The organism is Nonomuraea marmarensis, assembly GCF_043197025.1.
GTDB lineage: Bacteria > Actinomycetota > Actinomycetes > Streptosporangiales > Streptosporangiaceae > Nonomuraea > Nonomuraea marmarensis.
In genome coordinates this window covers 356,572-373,720 of sequence record NZ_JBICRM010000004.1, presented here as the reverse complement: position 1 = coordinate 373,720, position 17,149 = coordinate 356,572, and the positions used below count along the sequence as shown (strand labels likewise).

Below are 17,149 nucleotides of genomic sequence, written 5' to 3'. Positions count from 1 at the left end.
GCCCCGCTACTGGCGGGTCACGTAGTCGCGCAGGTGGATCGCGGTGAGCGAGGTGCCGGTGCCGACCAGCTCGGCCGGAGTGCCGGCGAACACCACCTGGCCCCCGTCGTGACCGGCTCCGGGACCCAGGTCGACGATCCAGTCGGCGTGCGCCATGACGGCCTGATGGTGCTCGATCACGATGACCGTGTTGCCGTCCTCGACCAGGCGGTCCAGCAGAGCCAGGAGCTGGTCCACGTCCGCCAGGTGCAGGCCGGTGGTGGGCTCGTCCAGGACGTACGTGGTGCCGTTCTTGGCCATGTGGATGGCCAGCTTGAGCCGCTGCCGCTCGCCGCCGGACAACGTCGTGAGCGGCTGGCCCAGGCCCAGGTAGCCGAGGCCGACCGCGGCGAGGCGGTCGAGGATCGTCCGGGCCTGGCCGGTGGTGAAGAACTCGCGGGCCTCGGCCACCGGCATGGCCAGGACCTCGCTGATGTTCCTGCCGCGCAGCCGGTACGTCAGCACCTCCGGCGTGAACCGCCTGCCCTCGCACTCCTCGCACACCGACGCCACCTCGGCCATCATGGCCAGGTCGGTGTAGATCAGGCCGATGCCCTTGCAGGCCGGGCACGCGCCCTCGGAGTTGGCGCTGAACAGGCCGGGCTTGACGCCGTTGGCCCGGGCGAACGCCGTGCGGATGGGGTCGAGCACGCCGGTGTACGTGGCCGGGTTGCTCCTGCGCGAGCCGCGGATCGGCGACTGGTCCGCCACCACGACGCCGTCCCGGCCTGCCAGGTAACCGTGGATCAGCGAGCTCTTGCCCGACCCCGCCACGCCGGTGACCACGGTGAGCACGCCGAGCGGGATGTCCACGCTCACGTCCTTGAGGTTGTGCAGCGTGGCGCCGGTGATCGGGAGGCGCCCGGCCGGCTTGCGAACGTCCTCGCGCAGGCGTACCCGGTGGTCGAGGTAGCGGCCGGTCAGTGTGTCCGAGGCGCGCAGCCCGGCCAGGTCGCCGTCGTAGCAGATCCGGCCGCCCGCCGTGCCCGCGCCGGGGCCGAGGTCGACCACGTGGTCGGCGATGCCGATCGTCTCCGGCTTGTGCTCGACGACCAGCACCGTGTTGCCCTTGTCGCGGAGCTGGAGCAGCAGGTTGTTCATGCGCTGGATGTCGTGCGGGTGCAGGCCGGCCGTGGGCTCGTCGAAGACGTACGTGACGTCGGTCAGGCTGGAGTTGAGGTGGCGTACCATCTTGACCCGCTGCGCCTCGCCGCCCGACAGGGTGGAGGACTCGCGGTCGAGGCTGAGATAGCCGAGGCCGATCTCGACCAGCGAGTCCAGCGTCGAGCGCAGCCCCTCCAGCACCGGGCCGACCGCCAGGTTGCCGATGCCGCGCACGACGTCGGTCAGGTCGTTGATCTGCATCGCCGAGCACTCGGCGATGTTCCTGCCGCCGATCAGGGAGGATCGGGCGGCCTCGTTGAGCCGGGAGCCGCCGCACGACGGGCAGACGGCGAGCCTCACGGCTCTGTCCGCGAACGCCCTGGCCGCGGGCTGCATCGACTCGCGGTCCTTGCCCAGGTAGGTCCGCCTGACCCGGGTGACGAGCCCTTCGTAGGTGAAGTTGTTCGAGCCGTATTTGAGCTTGGTGGCGGGCTTGTGGAGCAGGTCCTCCCACTGCTCGGGGGTGAAGTCCCTGAGCTTGGCGGCCGGGTCGAACAGGCCGGAGCCGGCGACGACCTGCCAGGGCCAGGAGTCCACCGCATACCCGGGGGCCTTGATCGCGCCCTCGTTCAGCGACAGGTCCCTGTCGACCAGCTCGTCCACGTCGATGTCGGATGCCTTGCCCAGCCCCTCGCACTGGGGGCACATGCCCTCGGCCATGTTGAAGCTGAAGGCGGACGCGGAGCCGACGTGGGGCTCGCCGATCCGGCTGAAGATGATCCGCAGCATGGTGTGGGCGTCGGTGGCGGTGCCCACGGTGGAGCGCGCGTTGGCGCCCATCCGCTCCTGGTCGACGATGATCGCCGCGCTCAGGTTGTGCAGCGCGTCGACGTCGGGGCGGGAGAGGCTCGGCATGAACCCCTGGATGAACGCCGTGTACGTCTCGTCGATCAGCCGCCGGGACTCGGCGGCGATGGTGTCGAAGACGAGCGATGACTTGCCGGAGCCGGACACTCCGGTGAAGACGGTGAGGCGCCGCTTGGGGAGGTCGAGGGAGACGCCTTTGAGGTTGTTCTCCCTGGCGCCACGGACCTGGATGAGGTCGTGGCTGTCGGCGGCGGTGTGATCATGATGCCGGACGGTGCTTGCCTGGTGGCTGGAGACCACGGAACCCTTCCATCGACTATTTATGCTGTAAGGGGATAGCCGGGACATCCTAGCCCATCGCGAAGGTCCGTCAGGGCGCCATCGCGCGCAGGAAGGCGGCGGCGAAGATCTCGCCGGCCTCCTCCACGGAGGGGAGGCCGGTGTCCTCGACGTCGCCGGGCGGACCTTCGGCCAGCGCCTCCAGGTCGGGCACCGGGCCGTACCTGTCGAAGACGGCCGTGAGCAGGCCGTCGCGCCCCTCGAAGATCGCGTGCAGGCTCGGCAGCGAGCACTGCGCGGCGGCGGCGACGGCGTCCAGCGTGATCGCGCCGAGCCCGCGCCGGCCTTCGCCCGCCCGGCGGCGGGGGTCAGGCGATCAGCGGGTTGACGTGCCGGTGGTGGACGCCGACGACGGGGATCTCGTGCAGGCTGCCCGAGTACAGGAACTGCGTCATGCCGATCAGCAGCCGGCGCACGTCCTCCTGAGGGCGTACGACCAGGCGCAGGAACTGGCTGGTGGTGCCCAGCTTGTTGCCGCACTCGCGGACGTACACGCCGTGTTCGGTGAGCAGGTGGTCGCGCAGCGGCACCCCGTCGTGCCCCGGCGGCAGCTTGACCAGCAGGAAGTTGCCCTGCGAGGCGAACACCGACAGCCCCGGCATGGTGCTGAGCTGCTGGAACATGGCCCGCCTGTCGTTGCCCAGCCGCCTGAGGCTGTCCTGGTACTCGGCCATGAACTGCCGCATCATGAACACCACGACCTCGGCGAACGAGTTCAGGTTCCACTTGGGCAGCGCGTCGCGGACACGACCGGCCAGTGCCGGGTTGGCGACCAGGTAGCCGAACCGGATGCCGTGCAGCCCGAAATTCTTGCCCAGGCTGCGCAGCACGATCACGTTCGGCCGCACCGCCGCCTCCGCCGCCACCCCCGGGTACGGCTCCGCGTCCACGAACTCGCCGAACGACTCGTCCACGATCACCAGGTCCAGGTCGATGAGCTCGTCGAGCAGGCGCAGCACCTCGTGCTTGGGCAGGTAGCCGCCGTCGGGGTTGTTGGGGTTGCAGATCACCGCCACCCGCGAGCCGCGCATGCGGATGAACGAGACGTAGTCGTTCACGTCGAGGGTGAAGTTGCGGCTCTCCAGCAGCGGGTACATGTCCACCCGCTTGCCCGTCTCCAGCGGCTGGTCGGTCCAGCGGCCGAAGGTGGGGATCGGCACCGCCAGGCTCTCGCGCACCAGCAGGTGATCGATCCAGGTGATCAGCTCGGTCGAGCCGTTGCCCATGGCGACCGTCTTGGGGTGCAGCCCGAGGGTCGAGCAGAGCTCCTCGGTGATGGTGCCCGCGTCGCTCGGATAGAACTTGAGTATCGTCTCCAGGTTCCTCCCGAGGTGGTCGAAGATCTCAGGGGTCGGGAAGTACGGGTTGCAGGGGATGCAGAAGTCCACCGGGGCGCGCTCTCCCGAGGAGCTGCGCATCAGTGAGAAGTACGACGGGCTGTGCGCCTGTGCACGCAAGAGGCTGAGCTCCACGACACCTCCATGAACCACGTGTCCGATGTGTGAAGGTACGCGCCGACGGAGCGAGCGGTTCATGATGTTGTACGAGAGCGGGACGTGCTGACCGGCTCCGCCCTGCGCAGCCGCTCGGCCCGGCGCAAGGTGAGGACGGCGATGTCGTCGCGTGGGGCGGCCCTGGTGAAGGCGCGCAGGTCGGCGCCCAGCGTCTCGGCGAGCCTGGCGGGCGGGTTCGCGGCCCAGACGCGAAGGCGCTCCTCCAGCGGGTAGAACGCGCCGGCCGGGTTGCGCGCCTCGGTGACGCCGTCGGTGCACAGCAGCAGCGTCGCGCCCGGCGGGAAGACGAACCGCGTCCCCCGGCGCGGCTGCGGCGACAGCGCGGCCAGGCCGAGGGGCACGGCCGGGTCGCCGAGGCCCACCTGCCAGGCGTCGCCGCCGTGGATGACGTAGGGGGCGATGTGCCCGCAGTCGACCGCCTCGATCTCCAGGTCGTCGCCGATGTCGAGCACGAGGGCGGTGACCATGCGCTCGGGCTCCCCGGTGAGCGAGGCGAACGCGTTCTGCCTGACCACGGCGTTCTCCAGCGCGGCCACCAGGCCGTCGATCGTCTGCTCCCGGTACGCGGCCTCCCTGAACGCCCCCAGCACGGCCAGCGCGGTCCCGATGGCCGGCAGCCCCTTGCCCTGCACGTCCGTGATCAACACCCTGGTCCCGTATGGTGAGGGGGCGACCTCGTACATGTCGCCGCCCACCATGGCGTCCTCCTCGACCGGCTGGTAGAGGCCGTCGACGATCACGTTCGCGGTGTGGAGGGGGAGCGGGCGCACGATCTGCCGCTGCAGGGCGGCCGCCGCCGAGCGCAGCCGGTGCACCTCCTCCTCGCGCCCCACGCGATAGCGGCACCCGATCACGCTGAACACCCCGAACATCGCCGTGAACCCGGTCGGCAGCAGGATGTCGGTCGGCTCCCCGCCCAGGTAGGAGATGGTCCCGGCCACCACGAGGACCACCCACACGGACGCGACGGCGGTCTGGCGCACCGTGCCCAGTCCCGAGACGATGGCCGGCAGGAAGATCAGCAGCGGGAACAACCGGTAGGCCGTGCCCGTGAGCAGGTCGAGCGCGACCACGACCACGGTGATGACGCCGAGGCCCAGGACGAACACCGGCATCGAGAGAGACGGCAGCTCGCGCTGCCGCTCGTCATCCGTCATCAATCCCCTTCACCCCCTTGCCTCCTTCTACCAGTCCGTTTCTTCTGCCATGTGACTGGCCGCGCCCCCTTGACCCCACCTTGCCCGGGAAAACAATGGACGCGATTATCGGAACGGCCTCGAGAAAGCCGTCCTCGTTATTTTGCCGTCGTGAAATTCCCGGCGGCAATTTGCGTTCTGCCACTTGGCGGTCTTTGGTCTCTAGGCCGCTGTACAGCCACGATACGAGGGCGACTACACAGAGTTGCCCCTTATGGCGGGGTTTGCTGGTGTTGCTGACCTCTCATTTAAATCTCATCCATGAAAACATTGACAGAGAAGAATGATCTTGTAAGCATCTGAGTTGAGGTGTGCGGATAAAATTTGCGTCAAGAAAGGGAAAGGCGGGCGTGTGAACGAGCGCGACGGGAGCCTGTTGCCGACCGTGGCCGGGAGCGGCGGGCTGATGGAGCTGCTCGTCGTTCCGCCGCTCACCGACTTCACCACCGAGGTCGTGGCGCCTGCCGGGGCCGTGGTGCTCGACCTCAACGAGCATCTCGTCGAACGCGTCGCCGACCCCTCCCGCCTGCGCGCCGCCGCCGAACTGCCGCCCGCCGGGCCGCTGCCCGCGCTGGCCGGGCGGGCGGCGGCGGCGATCCTGGAGCGCAAGGCGTTCGACGACGCTCATCTGAGAGCGGCGGGCACGGCGCTGCGGCTGGCGGAGGATCCCGCCGTCCGGCTCACCATCGACGGCCTGGAGCTGGCCGAGGGCAGCACGCAGAGCAGCAGGGACGTGGCCGGCGCGGCCGGGCGGTGCGAGCTGTTCCGCCCGGAGGTCGAGCTGGCGCGGGAGGTGGCCGGCGGGCGGCGGGCGTTCGTGGTGGTGGACGCCGACCAGCAACTTCCGGCCGCGTTCGCGCTGGTGCGGGCGTTGGGGGCGGAGCTGGTGACGTTGTGCGGGCGGCTCGTGCGGCGGCACGCCGCCGCGTTGCGGCGGGTGCCCGAGCTGGCCGGGGTCAGATGGCGGGACTGGTCGCCCGAGCGGGTGATCCGGGGCCTGTGGTATGTACGGGACACCGATCCGGTCGAGCGGGTGCGCTGGGTGACGGGGACGCGACTGCCGCCGCCGAGCGGGCCGTGGGCCGGGTGGCTGGACGCGGCGCGGGTGGCCGCGTTCCCCGCGGAGGCGCTGGCCCGGTGCCGCGGGCTGACGATCATCGTGACGCGGATCGACTTCCTGGCCGCCGTGACCGGCCTGAACGGCCTGACCGTCGACCTGCGGCGGTTGCTGGCCGCCATCCCGTCCGGCGTGCCGGTGACGAGCGAGCTGGTGGTGGGCGCGCCGGGGATGGCCGCGGGGGTGGTCCAGGAGTCGGTGGAGCTGCTGGCCGACGGCGCCGGTGGGGTCCGCCTGGCGGGGCTGCGGCCGTACCGGATGGGGATCCGCTCGCGGTGGGCCGGGCCGAGCCTGCGCTTCCCTCCCGATGCGGGCAACGACCTGGTCCGGTGGATCGAATTCGACGCGCCGGAGACCATGCGCGCCTATGAGGTCACTCGCATGATCCGGGAATGGCGCGAACGACTTCCCTGGCTCCCGCCGGGCCGGCTCGCCGCCTGTTCCGTCGCCGGCGACATGCCCGCACCCGTGTGGGATCCGTGTGCCGAGGTGGTCTGCCTCGTCCGCTGGGCGGCCGGTTCGCGGTAAATCGGTTGCCGGGTGGCGGGCCTGCCTGCTGTACTCCCGGCAGCAGCCCATCGACCTAGGAGGCCCCGAATGCGGGAAGCGTTCATGTTCCCTCAGCTCAGAGATTCCTCCTATGCAAAGGGCATGACGCTTGTTGAGACCGTTCGACACGGGGATTCCAGCACCTAGCTCTTCCGTCCGGTGAGATCCCGCCCGGCCGCCGCATCCCCTCCCTCACGGAGATGGAGCAGGAGTTCGGCCTCGCCCGGGACACGCTGCAGCAGGCCGTACGGCTCCTCAGGGAGGAGGGCCTGGTGGAGACGGTCAGCGGCACGGGCGTCTACGTCGTCCATCCCGGCTCGCCGGACTGATCCGGCGCCATGTCATCACGAGTCCGGTGATCGCTGCGGTCGCCGTGTCCATCCATCCTCCTGCTCGGCGCGTGTCGGTCGGGTGCGGTTCGGGACTCCACGGATCTCCGTAGACGAGGATGATGAGGTCCATCAAGGGTCTCCTGTTCGGACGTGGCCTACCTGGGGGTGGCCCCGCACGCGGCTGGAACGCCGTGCAGATTGGCGCTGGCGCGGGGCCGCCGCCCGGCCCGCCACCATCTCGCAGGCGGCGGGCCGGGACGCTCAATCGGGCCGGTCGTTCCTTCGGTCGAGGATGATCAGCACCGACTGCTCTGTCAGCGTCTCGTCGAGCGCCGCGGCGCTCACCCGGCGGACGACCTTGACGACCCCGGCGGCGCGCATGCGCACGGTGACCGGCCGCCGCAGCCGCGCGCACCAGTCGATGCCGTCCCGGAAGACGTCATAGCCGCGGAAGACGAGGCGCAGCACCCTCAGCTCGCGGGCGTCCCGCTGGTGCGGCGTCTCGGTGGCGAGCTGCATGGACTATCCCTCTTCGATGAGCTGGGCGATGAACTCGGCGAGGATCTCCCGCGCACGCGCCTGGGCGGCCTGCATCGTCACGAACGGCCCCTCGTGGCCGCGCTCCCCGAGCGGGCCGGGCAGCTTCGGGTGCAGGATGGGACCCCGGCCGCTGCTGTTGATCGTGAAGGCCCAGATGACTCCGACCCGGCCGTACAGGTAGCGCGGGGGCGCGCCTGGCTTCTTCTCCCAGCGGATGTCAGGAAGCGCGTACGGCGTCCGCAGGATCTGGGCGAGCAACGCCTCGCGGTCGATGTGGCGCTCCACCTGGGAGAGCAGATCCGCCTGCGCCCTGGCCAGCACCACATCCAACTGCGCGTCGGTCAGCTCCCCATCGTTCATGGCGTCGCCTCCGTCAGCATGCGGGCGACCTTGGCGCACTCCTGCGGCGGCAGTGCGGCCAGGCCCTCCACGAACAACGCCGCCTGCGCCTGCGCCCACGGATCCCACAGCTTGCGGAGCGTCTCGACGTCGGGAAGCCCGGCTGCGGCCAGCACGCCGGTCAGCGCCGCGCCCTGCAGCAGGAGCCGCGTCACGCACGCCATCTGGTAGCCGTAGCTGTTCTGCTGGATTGCGGACACCCAGGACAGCTCCGTCAGCTGGTAGCCGACGCCGCGGTCCCGCCGCAGCCATCGCAGGGGCCGACGCAGCTGCTGGAACTGCTCGTCGAAGGTGTACTCCAGGGCCTGCTTGCAGGTTCACACGGCCTCCGCGCGCATCTCACTCGCCCCCCGCGAGCTCGATGTCGCCGCGGCGACGACGGCGAAGGAGGACGGCGCCGTGGACGTAAGACGGCTGGCGGGCGATCCGGTCCAGGCGCACCGATTCGACGAAGCCGCTCGCACCCGGCGCGAGCGCGTCGAGAGCCTCATTGAGCCGGGCCCACGCTCGCCCGGGTTCATCGGTCACGCCACCCGCCCCGCAGCCGAGATTGTCGCCGGCGGTCCAGGAGTAGAAGGGGTCGAGAGCCCCGAGTGCGGCGGGCGGGAGGCTATGGTCACTCATGGGTCAGAGCCTCGTTTCCTGATCAAGTCCCTGGGCCGACGGTGACGTCGCCCGGCCCAGGGGCGGCTTATACCTGGCGATGTGGATCGAGCAGGCGACGATCGGCCAGACACGGCCTCGGTGTGTCACGCGTCCAGCAGGCTGGAGGCGCTTGGTCACGGCACCGCAGTCGATGCACGCCAGGCCGTGCAGGCGCGCGATGCTGACCGTGTCCTGTGCGGGGATCGGTGCTGCCGGATTCGCCATGGGGAGATAGTGGAACTCCGGCGCGGGCGGAAGTGACCCAGTGCGGGTCACCGTGTATCACGTGGCGTGGCACCACTCGGCGAAGCTGGTGAGGCTCTCGGCGTCGGCGCGCTTCAGTCTGCGCAGCGTCGCGGCATCCTCGCGCACCCACCGATGGTCGCGGGTGTGTTGCGGCGCGTTCTTCCGCGCCACCTTCAGCGACTCGAACGCGTCATCGGGCAGGCCCGCCCACAGTTGAGCGCGGGCGAGCTCGATGTAGAAGCCGGACCGGCGTTCGGCAGGAAGGTCGGGTGGGGGCGCCCATGCGCGGGCGACTTCCAGGGCGCGGTGGACGTACTCGCTGCCGAGGCTGACGGCGACGGACACTTCGTGGATGCGCACGGACGACGGCCCGAACGCCGTCCCCGCGTAGCTGGCCTCGGGCACCTGGTCGCCGAGACGCCGCGCCTCGGCGAGATGAGTGTCGGCAGCGTCGACGTCGCCCGCGCGGCCCGCGATCACGGCGGCGCGCATGTGCAGGGCGCCCCGTGCGGCGATCGTGGGCAGCTCGCCGGTTGGTGCGGCGGCGTCCACGGCTATCTCCAGCGTGCGCAGGCCGTGATCGTGAGCATCGGCCGCGAAGAACGTCTCCGTGCGGACGTAGGCGACGGTGCTGTCCAGGATGTGATCGTCGGCCTGGGGGGCGGCCCAGCGCATCAGCTCGATGAGCCGGGCGGACAGGTCGTAGGCACCGACCTTGTAGGCGACGGCGTCCGCGCTTCGCAGGGCGGACACGACGAGCGCGGCCACGTCGGGGTCGCGCTCGGGCGCGGTGTGCATGGCGCGAAACAGCTCGCCGAGCAGACCGGGAACGCGGCCGACGATCCGCACGTACTGGGAGGCGAGCCGCCACGCGACCGCCTCCGCAACCGCGGCGCGCAGCTCCGGCAGGGGACGTACCGGCCCGTCATGGGGCAGATCATAGGCGGCGATCGCAGCCGACAGGTCGGGGATCGCCGACCGGATGCGGGAGCTGGCCTGCACCCGATCGTCCAGCAGCATGGACGGGTCGATGCCCAGCGCAGCCGCGATCGCCTCCAATATGCCGTCGCCCGCACCGCGCTTCCCCTGCTCGATCTTGCGCAGCGTACCGATGTGGATCATCGCGGCGTCGGCCAACTGCTGCTGCGTCAGGCGGGCGACGCTTCGGTGATAGGCGATGCGCCGGCCGATCCCGCCATAGGGGGCTGAAGGCATTGGGGGCTCCAGAGCGAGGCGTTCACCTCGGACTGTAGCCGCCCCGTGACAGCTCTGCCCAGGGTTACGTGATGGTCGCCAGCTCGGTCAGTGCGGTGATCCGCCAGTCGGCCGCGGCGGTGATTGGGTCGTCGGCCCAGAGGTGCCCCCACGGGCCGCGGCGTATGTGTGCGGCTCGCAGGCCCGCAGCCTTGGCCGGCGTGACGTCGTTGGCCGGGTGGTCGCCCACGTACACGATCCGGTCCGGCGGCGCCCCGGCGAGCTCGATCAGCCGGGCGAAGAAGGCCGGGTCCGGTTTGGCGACGCCCCACTCGCCGGATGTGGCGATCCCGTCGACGGGGAGCTCGAGCGCGCGCAGCAGCTCGGCGGCGCGTGCCGTCTGGTTTCCGGCGATCAGGAGGCGGTGGTCGGCCGCGCGCAAGGCGATCAGCGCCGGGCGGACGTCGAAGTAAAGGTCACTTTCGTCGATGCGCTCGCCGCTACCGGCGGCTTCGCGTGCGGCGTACTCGGCGTCGATGTCGATGCCGGGGCGGAGCAGGCGGAGGGCGTCGGCGTTGTCCCGTCCTTGGGCGACGACGGCGCCTACGAGAGCGGAGAGGGTGTGGCGGGGGATGTCGAGCCAGTCGGCCCACGAGGTCCAGTAGCGGTCGTCGCGGACGATGGTCTCTCCGATGTCGAAGGCGAAGGTCAACACCAGCCGAGCCTACGGGCAGGCGGGGCGTGCATACCGCCAGGGGCCGCACAGTCAGAGCGACGCCCTGGGACGGGGCCGGATGCCTGACCGTGCGGCGCATGCGGTGATGCGGCCGAGGAACGACGGTAACTCGCGTGCAAATCGTGGGCAATGGTACGACTGTGCCACTTTCTGTCAGGACGCCCGCCGGTCCGGGACGCCTGCGGCCTCCAGGCGCTGACGCCGCCGCTCCCGCAGGTTGACGACGCCGAGACGCTGCCGCTGCTCGGCGAGCAAGGGGCCATCCCCTTGCGCATCAGCTCGTGCATGGACTGCTTGCGGACGCCGAGGATCCCGGTGATGTGGTCGAGGTGCGGCGGTTGTGGAGCGCCGAGCTGATCGCCGAGGCCGAGGAACGGGCAGGCGACTAGATCAGGCACCATGGATGGCGTGACACGAGGAATGTCCGCTCTGGCCGAGCTGGTGGAGCGGGGCGATGTGGCGGTGCTTAGCGGGGCCGGGATCTCGACGGAGTCGGGCATCCCCGACTACCGGGGGCCGACCGGGCGGGCCAGGAGCGCGGAGCCGATGACGTACCAGAAGTTCGTCGGCAGCGCCGAGGCGCGGCGGCGGTACTGGGCGCGCAGCCACGTCGGCTGGCGGCAGATCGGCCTGGCCAGGCCCAACGCCGGCCACCGGGCCGTGGCCGAGCTGGAGCGGCGCGGGCTGCTGGCCGGCATCGTCACCCAGAACGTCGACGGCCTGCACCAGGCGGCCGGGGCACGGCGGGTGATCGAGCTGCACGGCGGGCTCGACCGGGTCATGTGCCTGTCGTGCCGGGAGCGCACCCCCCGCGCCGAGCTGGAGCGGCGGCTGCGGGCGGCCAACCTGGGCTGGGAGGCCAGCGGCCTGATCAACCCGGACGGCGACGCCGTGCTCACCGACGAGCAGGTGGCCGGGTTCCGGGTGGTCGACTGCACGGGCTGCGGCGGGCTGCTCAAGCCCGACGTGGTGTTCTTCGGCGAGAACGTGCCGCGACACCGCGTCGAGGAGTGCTTCGACGTCGTGGTGGGGGCGCGGGCGCTGCTGGTGCTCGGGTCCTCGCTGATGATCAAGTCGGGGCTGCGGTTCGTCAGCAGGGCCGCCGCGCTCGGCCTTCCGATCGCCATCGTCAACCAGGGGCCGACCGGCGGCGACGCCGACGCGGTGCTCACCGTGGACGCCCCGCTCGGCCCGACGCTGACCGACCTGACCGCACGGCTCGGGGCCGGGTAAAGCGCTCGTCACGTTTTCTCAGCGGGTTCCGTCAGGGCAATAGAGCGTCCTACCGCACGGCCAGGGGCGAACGTCAGGGCTTGCGGGCGACGGCGCCGACGAAGGTGTGATACGTGATGCCGGGCTCGGCCTTGTCGTCGGCGTCGGGGCGCCACTCGGGCAGCGGCACGAGGCCGGGTTCCAGCAGGTCCAGGCCGTCGAAGTAGGCGAGGATCTGCTTGCGGGTGCGCCAGCGCCCGGTGCCGAGGGTCTCGTTGAAGATCTTCTCGGCCGCGTACGCCTGCTTCGACACCTCCGGACGCTCAGGGCCCGGGTTGTGGAAGTGGGAGACCGCGAGGTAGCTGCCCGGCGGCAGCCGCTCCATCATCCGGGCGGCGATCCCGGCCGGATCGTCCCTGTCCGGCAGGTGGTGCAGGATCGCGAACATCAGCAACCCCACCGGCTCCCCGAAGTCGATGAGCCGCCTGACCTCCGGGTCGTCGATGATCGTGTCCGGGTCCGTGAGGTCGGCGGCCACGATCGTGGTGCTGTCGTCCACGGCGAGCAGGGCGCGGCCGTGGACCAGCACGATCGGGTCGTGGTCGACGTAGACGACCCGGGTGCCCGGGGCGACGGACTGGGCGATCTCGTGCACGTTGCCCTGCGTCGGCAGCCCCGAGCCGATGTCCAGGAACTGGCGGATGCCGGCCTCGGCCGCGAGGAAGCGGACCACGCGGGCGAGGAACTCCCTGTTCGCCTGCGCCGCCTCCGGCGCGTCCGGGGCGACCTCCAGCGCCTTGCGGGCCATCTGGCGGTCGACCTCGTAGTTGTCCTTGCCGCCGAGCATGTAGTCGTAGACGCGGGAGACGCTGGGCTTGCTGGTGTCGATCCCCTGGGGTGCGCGCTCCCGCTCGTGGTGGGTCACGGGCGGCTCCTTCGGGTACGTCAGGGAGGCGATTCACATGATCGTACTGCCGAGGATGACCAAATTTTCGGACTTTGAGTAATTGGCAACTGTCAATCCGTTTAGGCGGATTCGCGGATGACCAGTTCGGTGGGCAGTATCACCGATTCGACGTGCTCGGCGCCGTCGATGAGGGCCAGCAGCAGGCGTACGGTCTCCTGCGCCACCTCCGCCAGCGGCTGGCGGATCGTGGTCAGCGGCGGGTGCGTCGAGACGGCCACCGACGAGTCGTCGAACCCGCCCACCGCCACGTCGCCCGGCACGCTCCGCCCGGCCGCCCGCAGCGCCGCCAGCGCGCCGGCCGCCATCAGGTCCGAGGCGACGAAGACGGCGTCGATGTCAGGAGAACGCTCCAACAGCTCCGTCATCGCCCGCTCGCCGCTGGCCTGCGTCCAGTCGCCGTGCGCGATCAGCTTCCTGGACGCCTTGCGCCCGAGCACGTCGGCGAAGCCCTCCAGCCGCTGGATGCCGCCCGGCGTGTCCATCGGCCCGGTGATCATGGCGATGCGCCTGCGGCCCTGGCCGACCAGGTATTCGGTCATCTGCCGCGCGCCGAGGCGTTCGTCGGTGGCCGCGTACGGGATGACGGTCTCGCGGCCGATGACGGCGCCGCAGGAGACGGCGGGCGGCCCGGCGGCCAGGGCGTCGACCAGCGGGTCTCCCGCGTGGGTGGAGACCAGCAGCACGCCGTCGGCGTGGCCGCCGCGCACGTAACGCACCACCCGCTCGCGGTCGCCCTCGTCGCCGGCCAGCATCATGACCAGCGACATGTCCCGCTCGGCCAGCTTGCGCACGGCGACCCGGGTGAGCGTGCTGTAGTTGGGGTCCTCGAAGAACTTGGCGTGCGGCTCGGACATCACCATCGCGACGGTTCCGGTGCGCTGCGTGACCAGGCTGCGGGCGGCCCGGTTGACGACGTAGCCGGTCTCGGAGATCGCCCGCTCGATGGCCACGCGCGCCGCCGGGCTCACGTATTTGTCCCCGTTGAGCAGCCGGGACACCGTGCCGCGGGACACTCCCGCGGCGGCGGCGACGTCATGGATCGTAGGGCGCTTCATTTGACAGCTCCGGAGGACAGGTCGGTCTTCCAGTATCGCTGCATCGTGAGGAAGAGCGCGATCAAGGGCACGATCGACAGCAGCGCGCCCGTGAGGATCAGGTTGTAGAGCGAGGGCTGGTTCGCCCCTGCGGCCAGGAGGGTGTAGAGGCCGACCGTGAGGGGGAACTTGCCGTCGTCCCCGAGCATGATGAACGGCAGCAGGAAGTTGTTCCAGATGGCCACGAACTGGAACAGGAAGATCGTCACCATGCCAGGCACCATCAGCGGCAGCGCGACCCTCGACATCAGGCGCCACTCGCTCGCCCCGTCGATCCGGCCCGCCTCCAGCAGGGAGTCGGGGATGGCCGCGGCGGCGTAGATGCGGGCCAGGTAGATGCTGTACGGGTGCAGGATCTGCGGCAGCAACACGGCCCAGTGGCTGTCGGCCAGGCCGATCTTGGAGAACAGCAGGTACTGCGGGATCGCCAGCACCACGGCGGGCACGAGGATGCCGCCGATGAGCAGGTTGAAGATCAGGTTCCGGCCGGGGAAACGGTATTTGGCCAGGGCGTACCCGGAGATCGCCGAGACGGCGGTGGACAGCAGCGCGCCGCCGCCCGCGTAGAGCAGGGTGTTGGCCGCCCACAACCAGAACACGCCGTCGCGGTAGGCGAACAGCTCCGCCACGTTGTCGAAGAAGCCGGTGCCGAAGGAGAGCGTCGAGGTGCTGAACAACTCGCCGGGCGATTTGGTGGCCGCGATCAGCACCCAGCACACGGGGAACAGGCAGTAGATCGCGCCGAGCAGCAGCAACCCGGTCGGCGCCACCCCCCACGGCTTGCGTGCGGTGAGCGCGGCCATCAGCCCTCCCCGAAGGCGCGGTCGCGGACCACGCGCAGGAATCCGAACGACAGGACGAGCGAGATCGCCGCGATGACGATCGAGGTGGCGGCGGCGGAGTACAGGTCGCCGGTGACGAACGCGTCCCGGTAGACCTTCATCAGCGGGCTCCAGGTGGAGCTGATCGTGTTCGTCAGCGGCCGGAGCGTGGTGGGCTCGGTGAACACCTGGATGGTCGCGATGATGGAGAACACGGTGGTCAGGATGATCGCCGGGGTCAGGATCGGGATCTTGACGCGGACGGCGATCTGCAGCTCGGAGGCGCCGTCGAGGCGGGCGGCCTCGTACAGGTCGCGGGGGATCGCGCGCAGTGTCGTGTAGAGCACCAGCATGTTGAAGCCGACCCCGCCCCACACCGCCACGTTCGCCATGGAGAACGTGACGGTGGTCGCGCCCAGGAAGTCGATGTCCAGGACGTCCCTGATCGGGCTGAGTGAGGGCAGGTAGAGGAAGCCCCACAGCAGGGTGGCCGCCACCCCCGGCACCGCGTACGGCAGGAAGATCGCGATCCGCGAGAACCTGGCGAGCCGGACCCGCGCCGAGTCCAGCAGCAGCGCGAACAGCAGTGCCAGGCCCAGCATCACGACCAGCACCAGCGCGCCGTAGCCGAGGACGCGCAGCCACCCGTTCCACAGCTCGCTGTCGGACAGGGCGGCGGCGAAGTTGTCGAACCCGACGAACACCTCGCGCCGCGCGCCCTTGCCCAGGCCGAGCCCCGACACCTTGGTACGGAGCATCGCCAGGTAGACGGTGTAGCCGATGGGCACCGCCAGGAAGAGCGTGAACAACACGATGGCGGGCGTCAGGAACAGGTAGGGCGCCGATCGTCTCATGAGGCGATCTGGAAGCCGGACTTGCGCATGTCGGCGACCGTGGCGTCCTGCATGGTCTGTACGGCGTCGGAGAACGGCGTCTTGTTCTGCAGCGCCTTGTCGAAGGCGTCCTTGAAGGCGTTGTAGGTCACGCCGACGTTCGGGCCGAAGGTGAAGCCGCGTGCCCCCGCGGACACGGCGGCGGCCTGCTGCCAGAAGTCGGGCTGGTTGGAGAAGTAGTCGGGCGCCTGGCCGAGCGCCGACTGGGCCTTGGTGGCGGCCGGGTAGATCGCGGCCTCCTTGACCAGCAGGTCGATGGCCGCGGGGTCGGTGTTGAGCCAGGTGGCGAACTGCGCGGCGGCCGCCTTGTTGGGCGACTTCGCCGACACGGCCGTGGACGATCCGCCCCAGAAGCCGCTGTAGCTCTCGCCCGCGTTCCACTGGGGGAGCGGGGCGACCGCCCACTTGCCCTTGGCCTTGGGCGCGTTGCTCGACAACACGCCGGGCGCCCACACCGCGGACGGCCAGGTCAGCAGTTTGCCGTCGTTGAGCGCCTTGTTCCACTCGGGGGTGAAGTACGGCATGTCATCGATGGCGCCCTCCTTGACCAGCGCGCCCCAGTAGTCGGCGACCTTCTTGGTGGGCTCGTCGGCGATGTTGACCTTCCACGACTCGCCGCTGATCGACCACCACTGCGCCCCGGCCTGCTGAGCGAGCCCTGTGAACGCTCCCGGATCTTTGCTGGAGAACGTGCCAAGGTACGCCTTCGGGTCCTTCTTGCGAACCGCGCGGGCCGCCTCGCCGTACTCCTGCCAGGTCTTCGGGACCTCGATGCCGTACTCGTCGAGCAGGTCCTTGCGGTAGAAGAGCATCATCGGGCCGCTGTCCTGCGGGATCGCGTACACCTCCGCGGTGCCGAGCGTGACCAGGCCCCACAGGCCCGCGGCGAACTCGCCCTTGATCGCGGCGGTCTCGGCCTTGAGGCCGGCCACCGCGTCGGCCGCGATGAACGAGGGAAGGTGCTGGTACTCGGCCTGTACCAGGTCGGGAGGGTTGCCCGCCTTGGCCGCGGTGAGGAACTTGGCGGCCGCGTCGTCGCCGCCGGCCTGCTTGCTGACGGTGACCTGGATGTCCGGGTGGGCCTGGTTCCAGACCGCGACGATCTTGTCCATGTTCGGGGCCCAGGTCCAGTACGTGAGCTTGACCGGCCCCTGAGCGGCCGTGGGGCTCTGCGCCGCCTCGGGGCTCTCGGCGGGCTCGCCGGACCCGCAGCTCGCGAGGGTTGCCGTGAGCACGACGGCCAGGGCGACTCCAAGGCGGTTGGCGCGCATGCGTACCTCCAGAAGGTTCTGTGAACGTGCACAGAGTGGAACAGCCCGGAAACGGCCGTCAAGAGGTCGTTACG

At 70.2% G+C, this 17,149-nt stretch carries 18 protein-coding genes; 3 read left to right on the top strand and 15 right to left on the bottom strand.

What is annotated here, in order from left to right; genetic code table 11:
• Positions 1-6: 6 nt before the first annotated feature.
• The 4 genes from ACFLIM_RS09135 to ACFLIM_RS09120 all read right to left on the bottom strand — a co-directional run bounded on the left by ACFLIM_RS09135 (position 7) and on the right by ACFLIM_RS09120 (position 5,020).
• Positions 7-2,310 carry an ATP-binding cassette domain-containing protein gene (locus ACFLIM_RS09135; RefSeq protein ID WP_393164001.1) on the bottom strand — a complete coding sequence of 768 codons (2,304 nt, stop codon included), beginning with the start codon at positions 2,308-2,310 and terminating at the stop codon, positions 7-9.
• A 70-nt stretch (positions 2,311-2,380) separates the two neighbouring features.
• Positions 2,381-2,503, bottom strand: coding sequence for a hypothetical protein (locus ACFLIM_RS09130; protein ID WP_393163999.1), 123 nt, complete (start codon positions 2,501-2,503; stop codon positions 2,381-2,383).
• 154 nt (positions 2,504-2,657) lie between these two features.
• On the bottom strand, positions 2,658-3,821 hold the full coding sequence (locus tag ACFLIM_RS09125; RefSeq protein ID WP_393163998.1) for a pyridoxal phosphate-dependent aminotransferase: 1,164 nt from the start codon (positions 3,819-3,821) through the stop codon (positions 2,658-2,660).
• Between the two features lie 59 nt (positions 3,822-3,880).
• Positions 3,881-5,020, bottom strand: a complete 1,140-nt coding sequence (locus ACFLIM_RS09120; RefSeq protein WP_393163997.1) for a PP2C family protein-serine/threonine phosphatase — start codon at positions 5,018-5,020, stop codon at positions 3,881-3,883.
• Between the two features lie 391 nt (positions 5,021-5,411).
• Between ACFLIM_RS09120 and ACFLIM_RS09115 the strand changes: the two genes are divergently transcribed.
• Together ACFLIM_RS09115 and ACFLIM_RS09110 are read left to right on the top strand one after the other, a co-directional pair.
• On the top strand, positions 5,412-6,704 hold the full coding sequence (locus ACFLIM_RS09115; RefSeq protein ID WP_393163996.1) for a hypothetical protein: 1,293 nt from the start codon (positions 5,412-5,414) through the stop codon (positions 6,702-6,704).
• A 185-nt stretch (positions 6,705-6,889) separates the two neighbouring features.
• The gene (locus tag ACFLIM_RS09110) at positions 6,890-7,054 is read left to right on the top strand and encodes a GntR family transcriptional regulator (RefSeq protein ID WP_393164046.1); all 165 of its coding nucleotides are present in this window, start codon (positions 6,890-6,892) and stop codon (positions 7,052-7,054) included.
• Positions 7,055-7,318: 264 nt separating this feature from the next.
• Here ACFLIM_RS09110 and ACFLIM_RS09105 read toward each other — a convergent pair whose 3' ends face one another.
• The 6 genes from ACFLIM_RS09105 to ACFLIM_RS09080 form a co-directional block, all read right to left on the bottom strand.
• Entirely contained in the window at positions 7,319-7,576 is a 258-nt protein-coding gene (locus tag ACFLIM_RS09105) for a hypothetical protein (RefSeq protein WP_393163995.1), read from the bottom strand.
• Between the two features lie 3 nt (positions 7,577-7,579).
• Entirely contained in the window at positions 7,580-7,957 is a 378-nt protein-coding gene (locus ACFLIM_RS09100) for a hypothetical protein (RefSeq protein WP_393163994.1), read from the bottom strand.
• A complete protein-coding gene (locus ACFLIM_RS09095; protein ID WP_393163993.1) occupies positions 7,954-8,196 on the bottom strand; it encodes a hypothetical protein in 243 nt (80 codons plus the stop codon). The genes ACFLIM_RS09100 and ACFLIM_RS09095 overlap by 4 nt, the downstream gene beginning before the upstream one ends.
• A 139-nt stretch (positions 8,197-8,335) precedes the next feature.
• On the bottom strand, positions 8,336-8,620 hold the full coding sequence (locus tag ACFLIM_RS09090) for a hypothetical protein (protein WP_393163992.1): 285 nt from the start codon (positions 8,618-8,620) through the stop codon (positions 8,336-8,338).
• Between the two features lie 303 nt (positions 8,621-8,923).
• Positions 8,924-10,102 (bottom strand): helix-turn-helix domain-containing protein, encoded by a 1,179-nt coding sequence (locus ACFLIM_RS09085; protein ID WP_393163991.1) that lies wholly within the window; start codon positions 10,100-10,102, stop codon positions 8,924-8,926.
• Between the two features lie 64 nt (positions 10,103-10,166).
• Entirely contained in the window at positions 10,167-10,796 is a 630-nt protein-coding gene (locus ACFLIM_RS09080) for an HAD family hydrolase (protein ID WP_393163990.1), read from the bottom strand.
• A 420-nt stretch (positions 10,797-11,216) separates the two neighbouring features.
• On the opposite strand from ACFLIM_RS09080, the gene ACFLIM_RS09075 reads away from it, so the two are divergent.
• Positions 11,217-12,050 carry an NAD-dependent protein deacetylase gene (locus tag ACFLIM_RS09075; protein WP_393163989.1) on the top strand — a complete coding sequence of 278 codons (834 nt, stop codon included), beginning with the start codon at positions 11,217-11,219 and terminating at the stop codon, positions 12,048-12,050.
• Between the two features lie 73 nt (positions 12,051-12,123).
• Here the strand turns inward: ACFLIM_RS09075 and ACFLIM_RS09070 are convergent, their stop codons facing one another.
• From ACFLIM_RS09070 to ACFLIM_RS09050, 5 genes are all read right to left on the bottom strand, one after another.
• Entirely contained in the window at positions 12,124-12,954 is an 831-nt protein-coding gene (locus ACFLIM_RS09070) for an SAM-dependent methyltransferase (RefSeq protein ID WP_393163988.1), read from the bottom strand.
• A 101-nt stretch (positions 12,955-13,055) separates the two neighbouring features.
• Complete coding sequence (locus ACFLIM_RS09065; RefSeq protein WP_393163987.1) at positions 13,056-14,051, bottom strand: LacI family DNA-binding transcriptional regulator; 996 nt, start codon at positions 14,049-14,051, stop codon at positions 13,056-13,058.
• The gene (locus ACFLIM_RS09060; RefSeq protein ID WP_393163985.1) at positions 14,048-14,893 is read right to left on the bottom strand and encodes a carbohydrate ABC transporter permease; all 846 of its coding nucleotides are present in this window, start codon (positions 14,891-14,893) and stop codon (positions 14,048-14,050) included. The genes ACFLIM_RS09065 and ACFLIM_RS09060 overlap by 4 nt, the downstream gene beginning before the upstream one ends.
• Positions 14,893-15,765: a carbohydrate ABC transporter permease gene (locus tag ACFLIM_RS09055; protein ID WP_393163983.1), complete on the bottom strand. Its 873-nt coding sequence runs from the start codon at positions 15,763-15,765 to the stop codon at positions 14,893-14,895. Before ACFLIM_RS09055 ends, ACFLIM_RS09060 begins: the two co-directional genes overlap by 1 nt.
• Positions 15,762-17,075, bottom strand: coding sequence for an ABC transporter substrate-binding protein (locus ACFLIM_RS09050; RefSeq protein WP_393163981.1), 1,314 nt, complete (start codon positions 17,073-17,075; stop codon positions 15,762-15,764). The genes ACFLIM_RS09055 and ACFLIM_RS09050 overlap by 4 nt, the downstream gene beginning before the upstream one ends.
• Between the last annotated feature and the right edge of the window lie 74 nt (positions 17,076-17,149).

Coding starts and splice junctions, on each gene's coding strand:
- ACFLIM_RS09120 (WP_393163997.1), bottom strand. CDS start 5,020: ATGACGGATGACGAGCGGCAGCGCGAGCTGCCGTCTCTCTCGATGCCG.
- ACFLIM_RS09105 (WP_393163995.1), bottom strand. CDS start 7,576: ATGCAGCTCGCCACCGAGACGCCGCACCAGCGGGACGCCCGCGAGCTG.
- ACFLIM_RS09100 (WP_393163994.1), bottom strand. CDS start 7,957: ATGAACGATGGGGAGCTGACCGACGCGCAGTTGGATGTGGTGCTGGCC.
- ACFLIM_RS09090 (WP_393163992.1), bottom strand. CDS start 8,620: ATGAGTGACCATAGCCTCCCGCCCGCCGCACTCGGGGCTCTCGACCCC.
- ACFLIM_RS09085 (WP_393163991.1), bottom strand. CDS start 10,102: ATGCCTTCAGCCCCCTATGGCGGGATCGGCCGGCGCATCGCCTATCAC.
- ACFLIM_RS09075 (WP_393163989.1), top strand. CDS start 11,217: ATGGATGGCGTGACACGAGGAATGTCCGCTCTGGCCGAGCTGGTGGAG.
- ACFLIM_RS09065 (WP_393163987.1), bottom strand. CDS start 14,051: ATGAAGCGCCCTACGATCCATGACGTCGCCGCCGCCGCGGGAGTGTCC.
- ACFLIM_RS09060 (WP_393163985.1), bottom strand. CDS start 14,893: ATGGCCGCGCTCACCGCACGCAAGCCGTGGGGGGTGGCGCCGACCGGG.
- ACFLIM_RS09055 (WP_393163983.1), bottom strand. CDS start 15,765: ATGAGACGATCGGCGCCCTACCTGTTCCTGACGCCCGCCATCGTGTTG.
- ACFLIM_RS09050 (WP_393163981.1), bottom strand. CDS start 17,075: ATGCGCGCCAACCGCCTTGGAGTCGCCCTGGCCGTCGTGCTCACGGCA.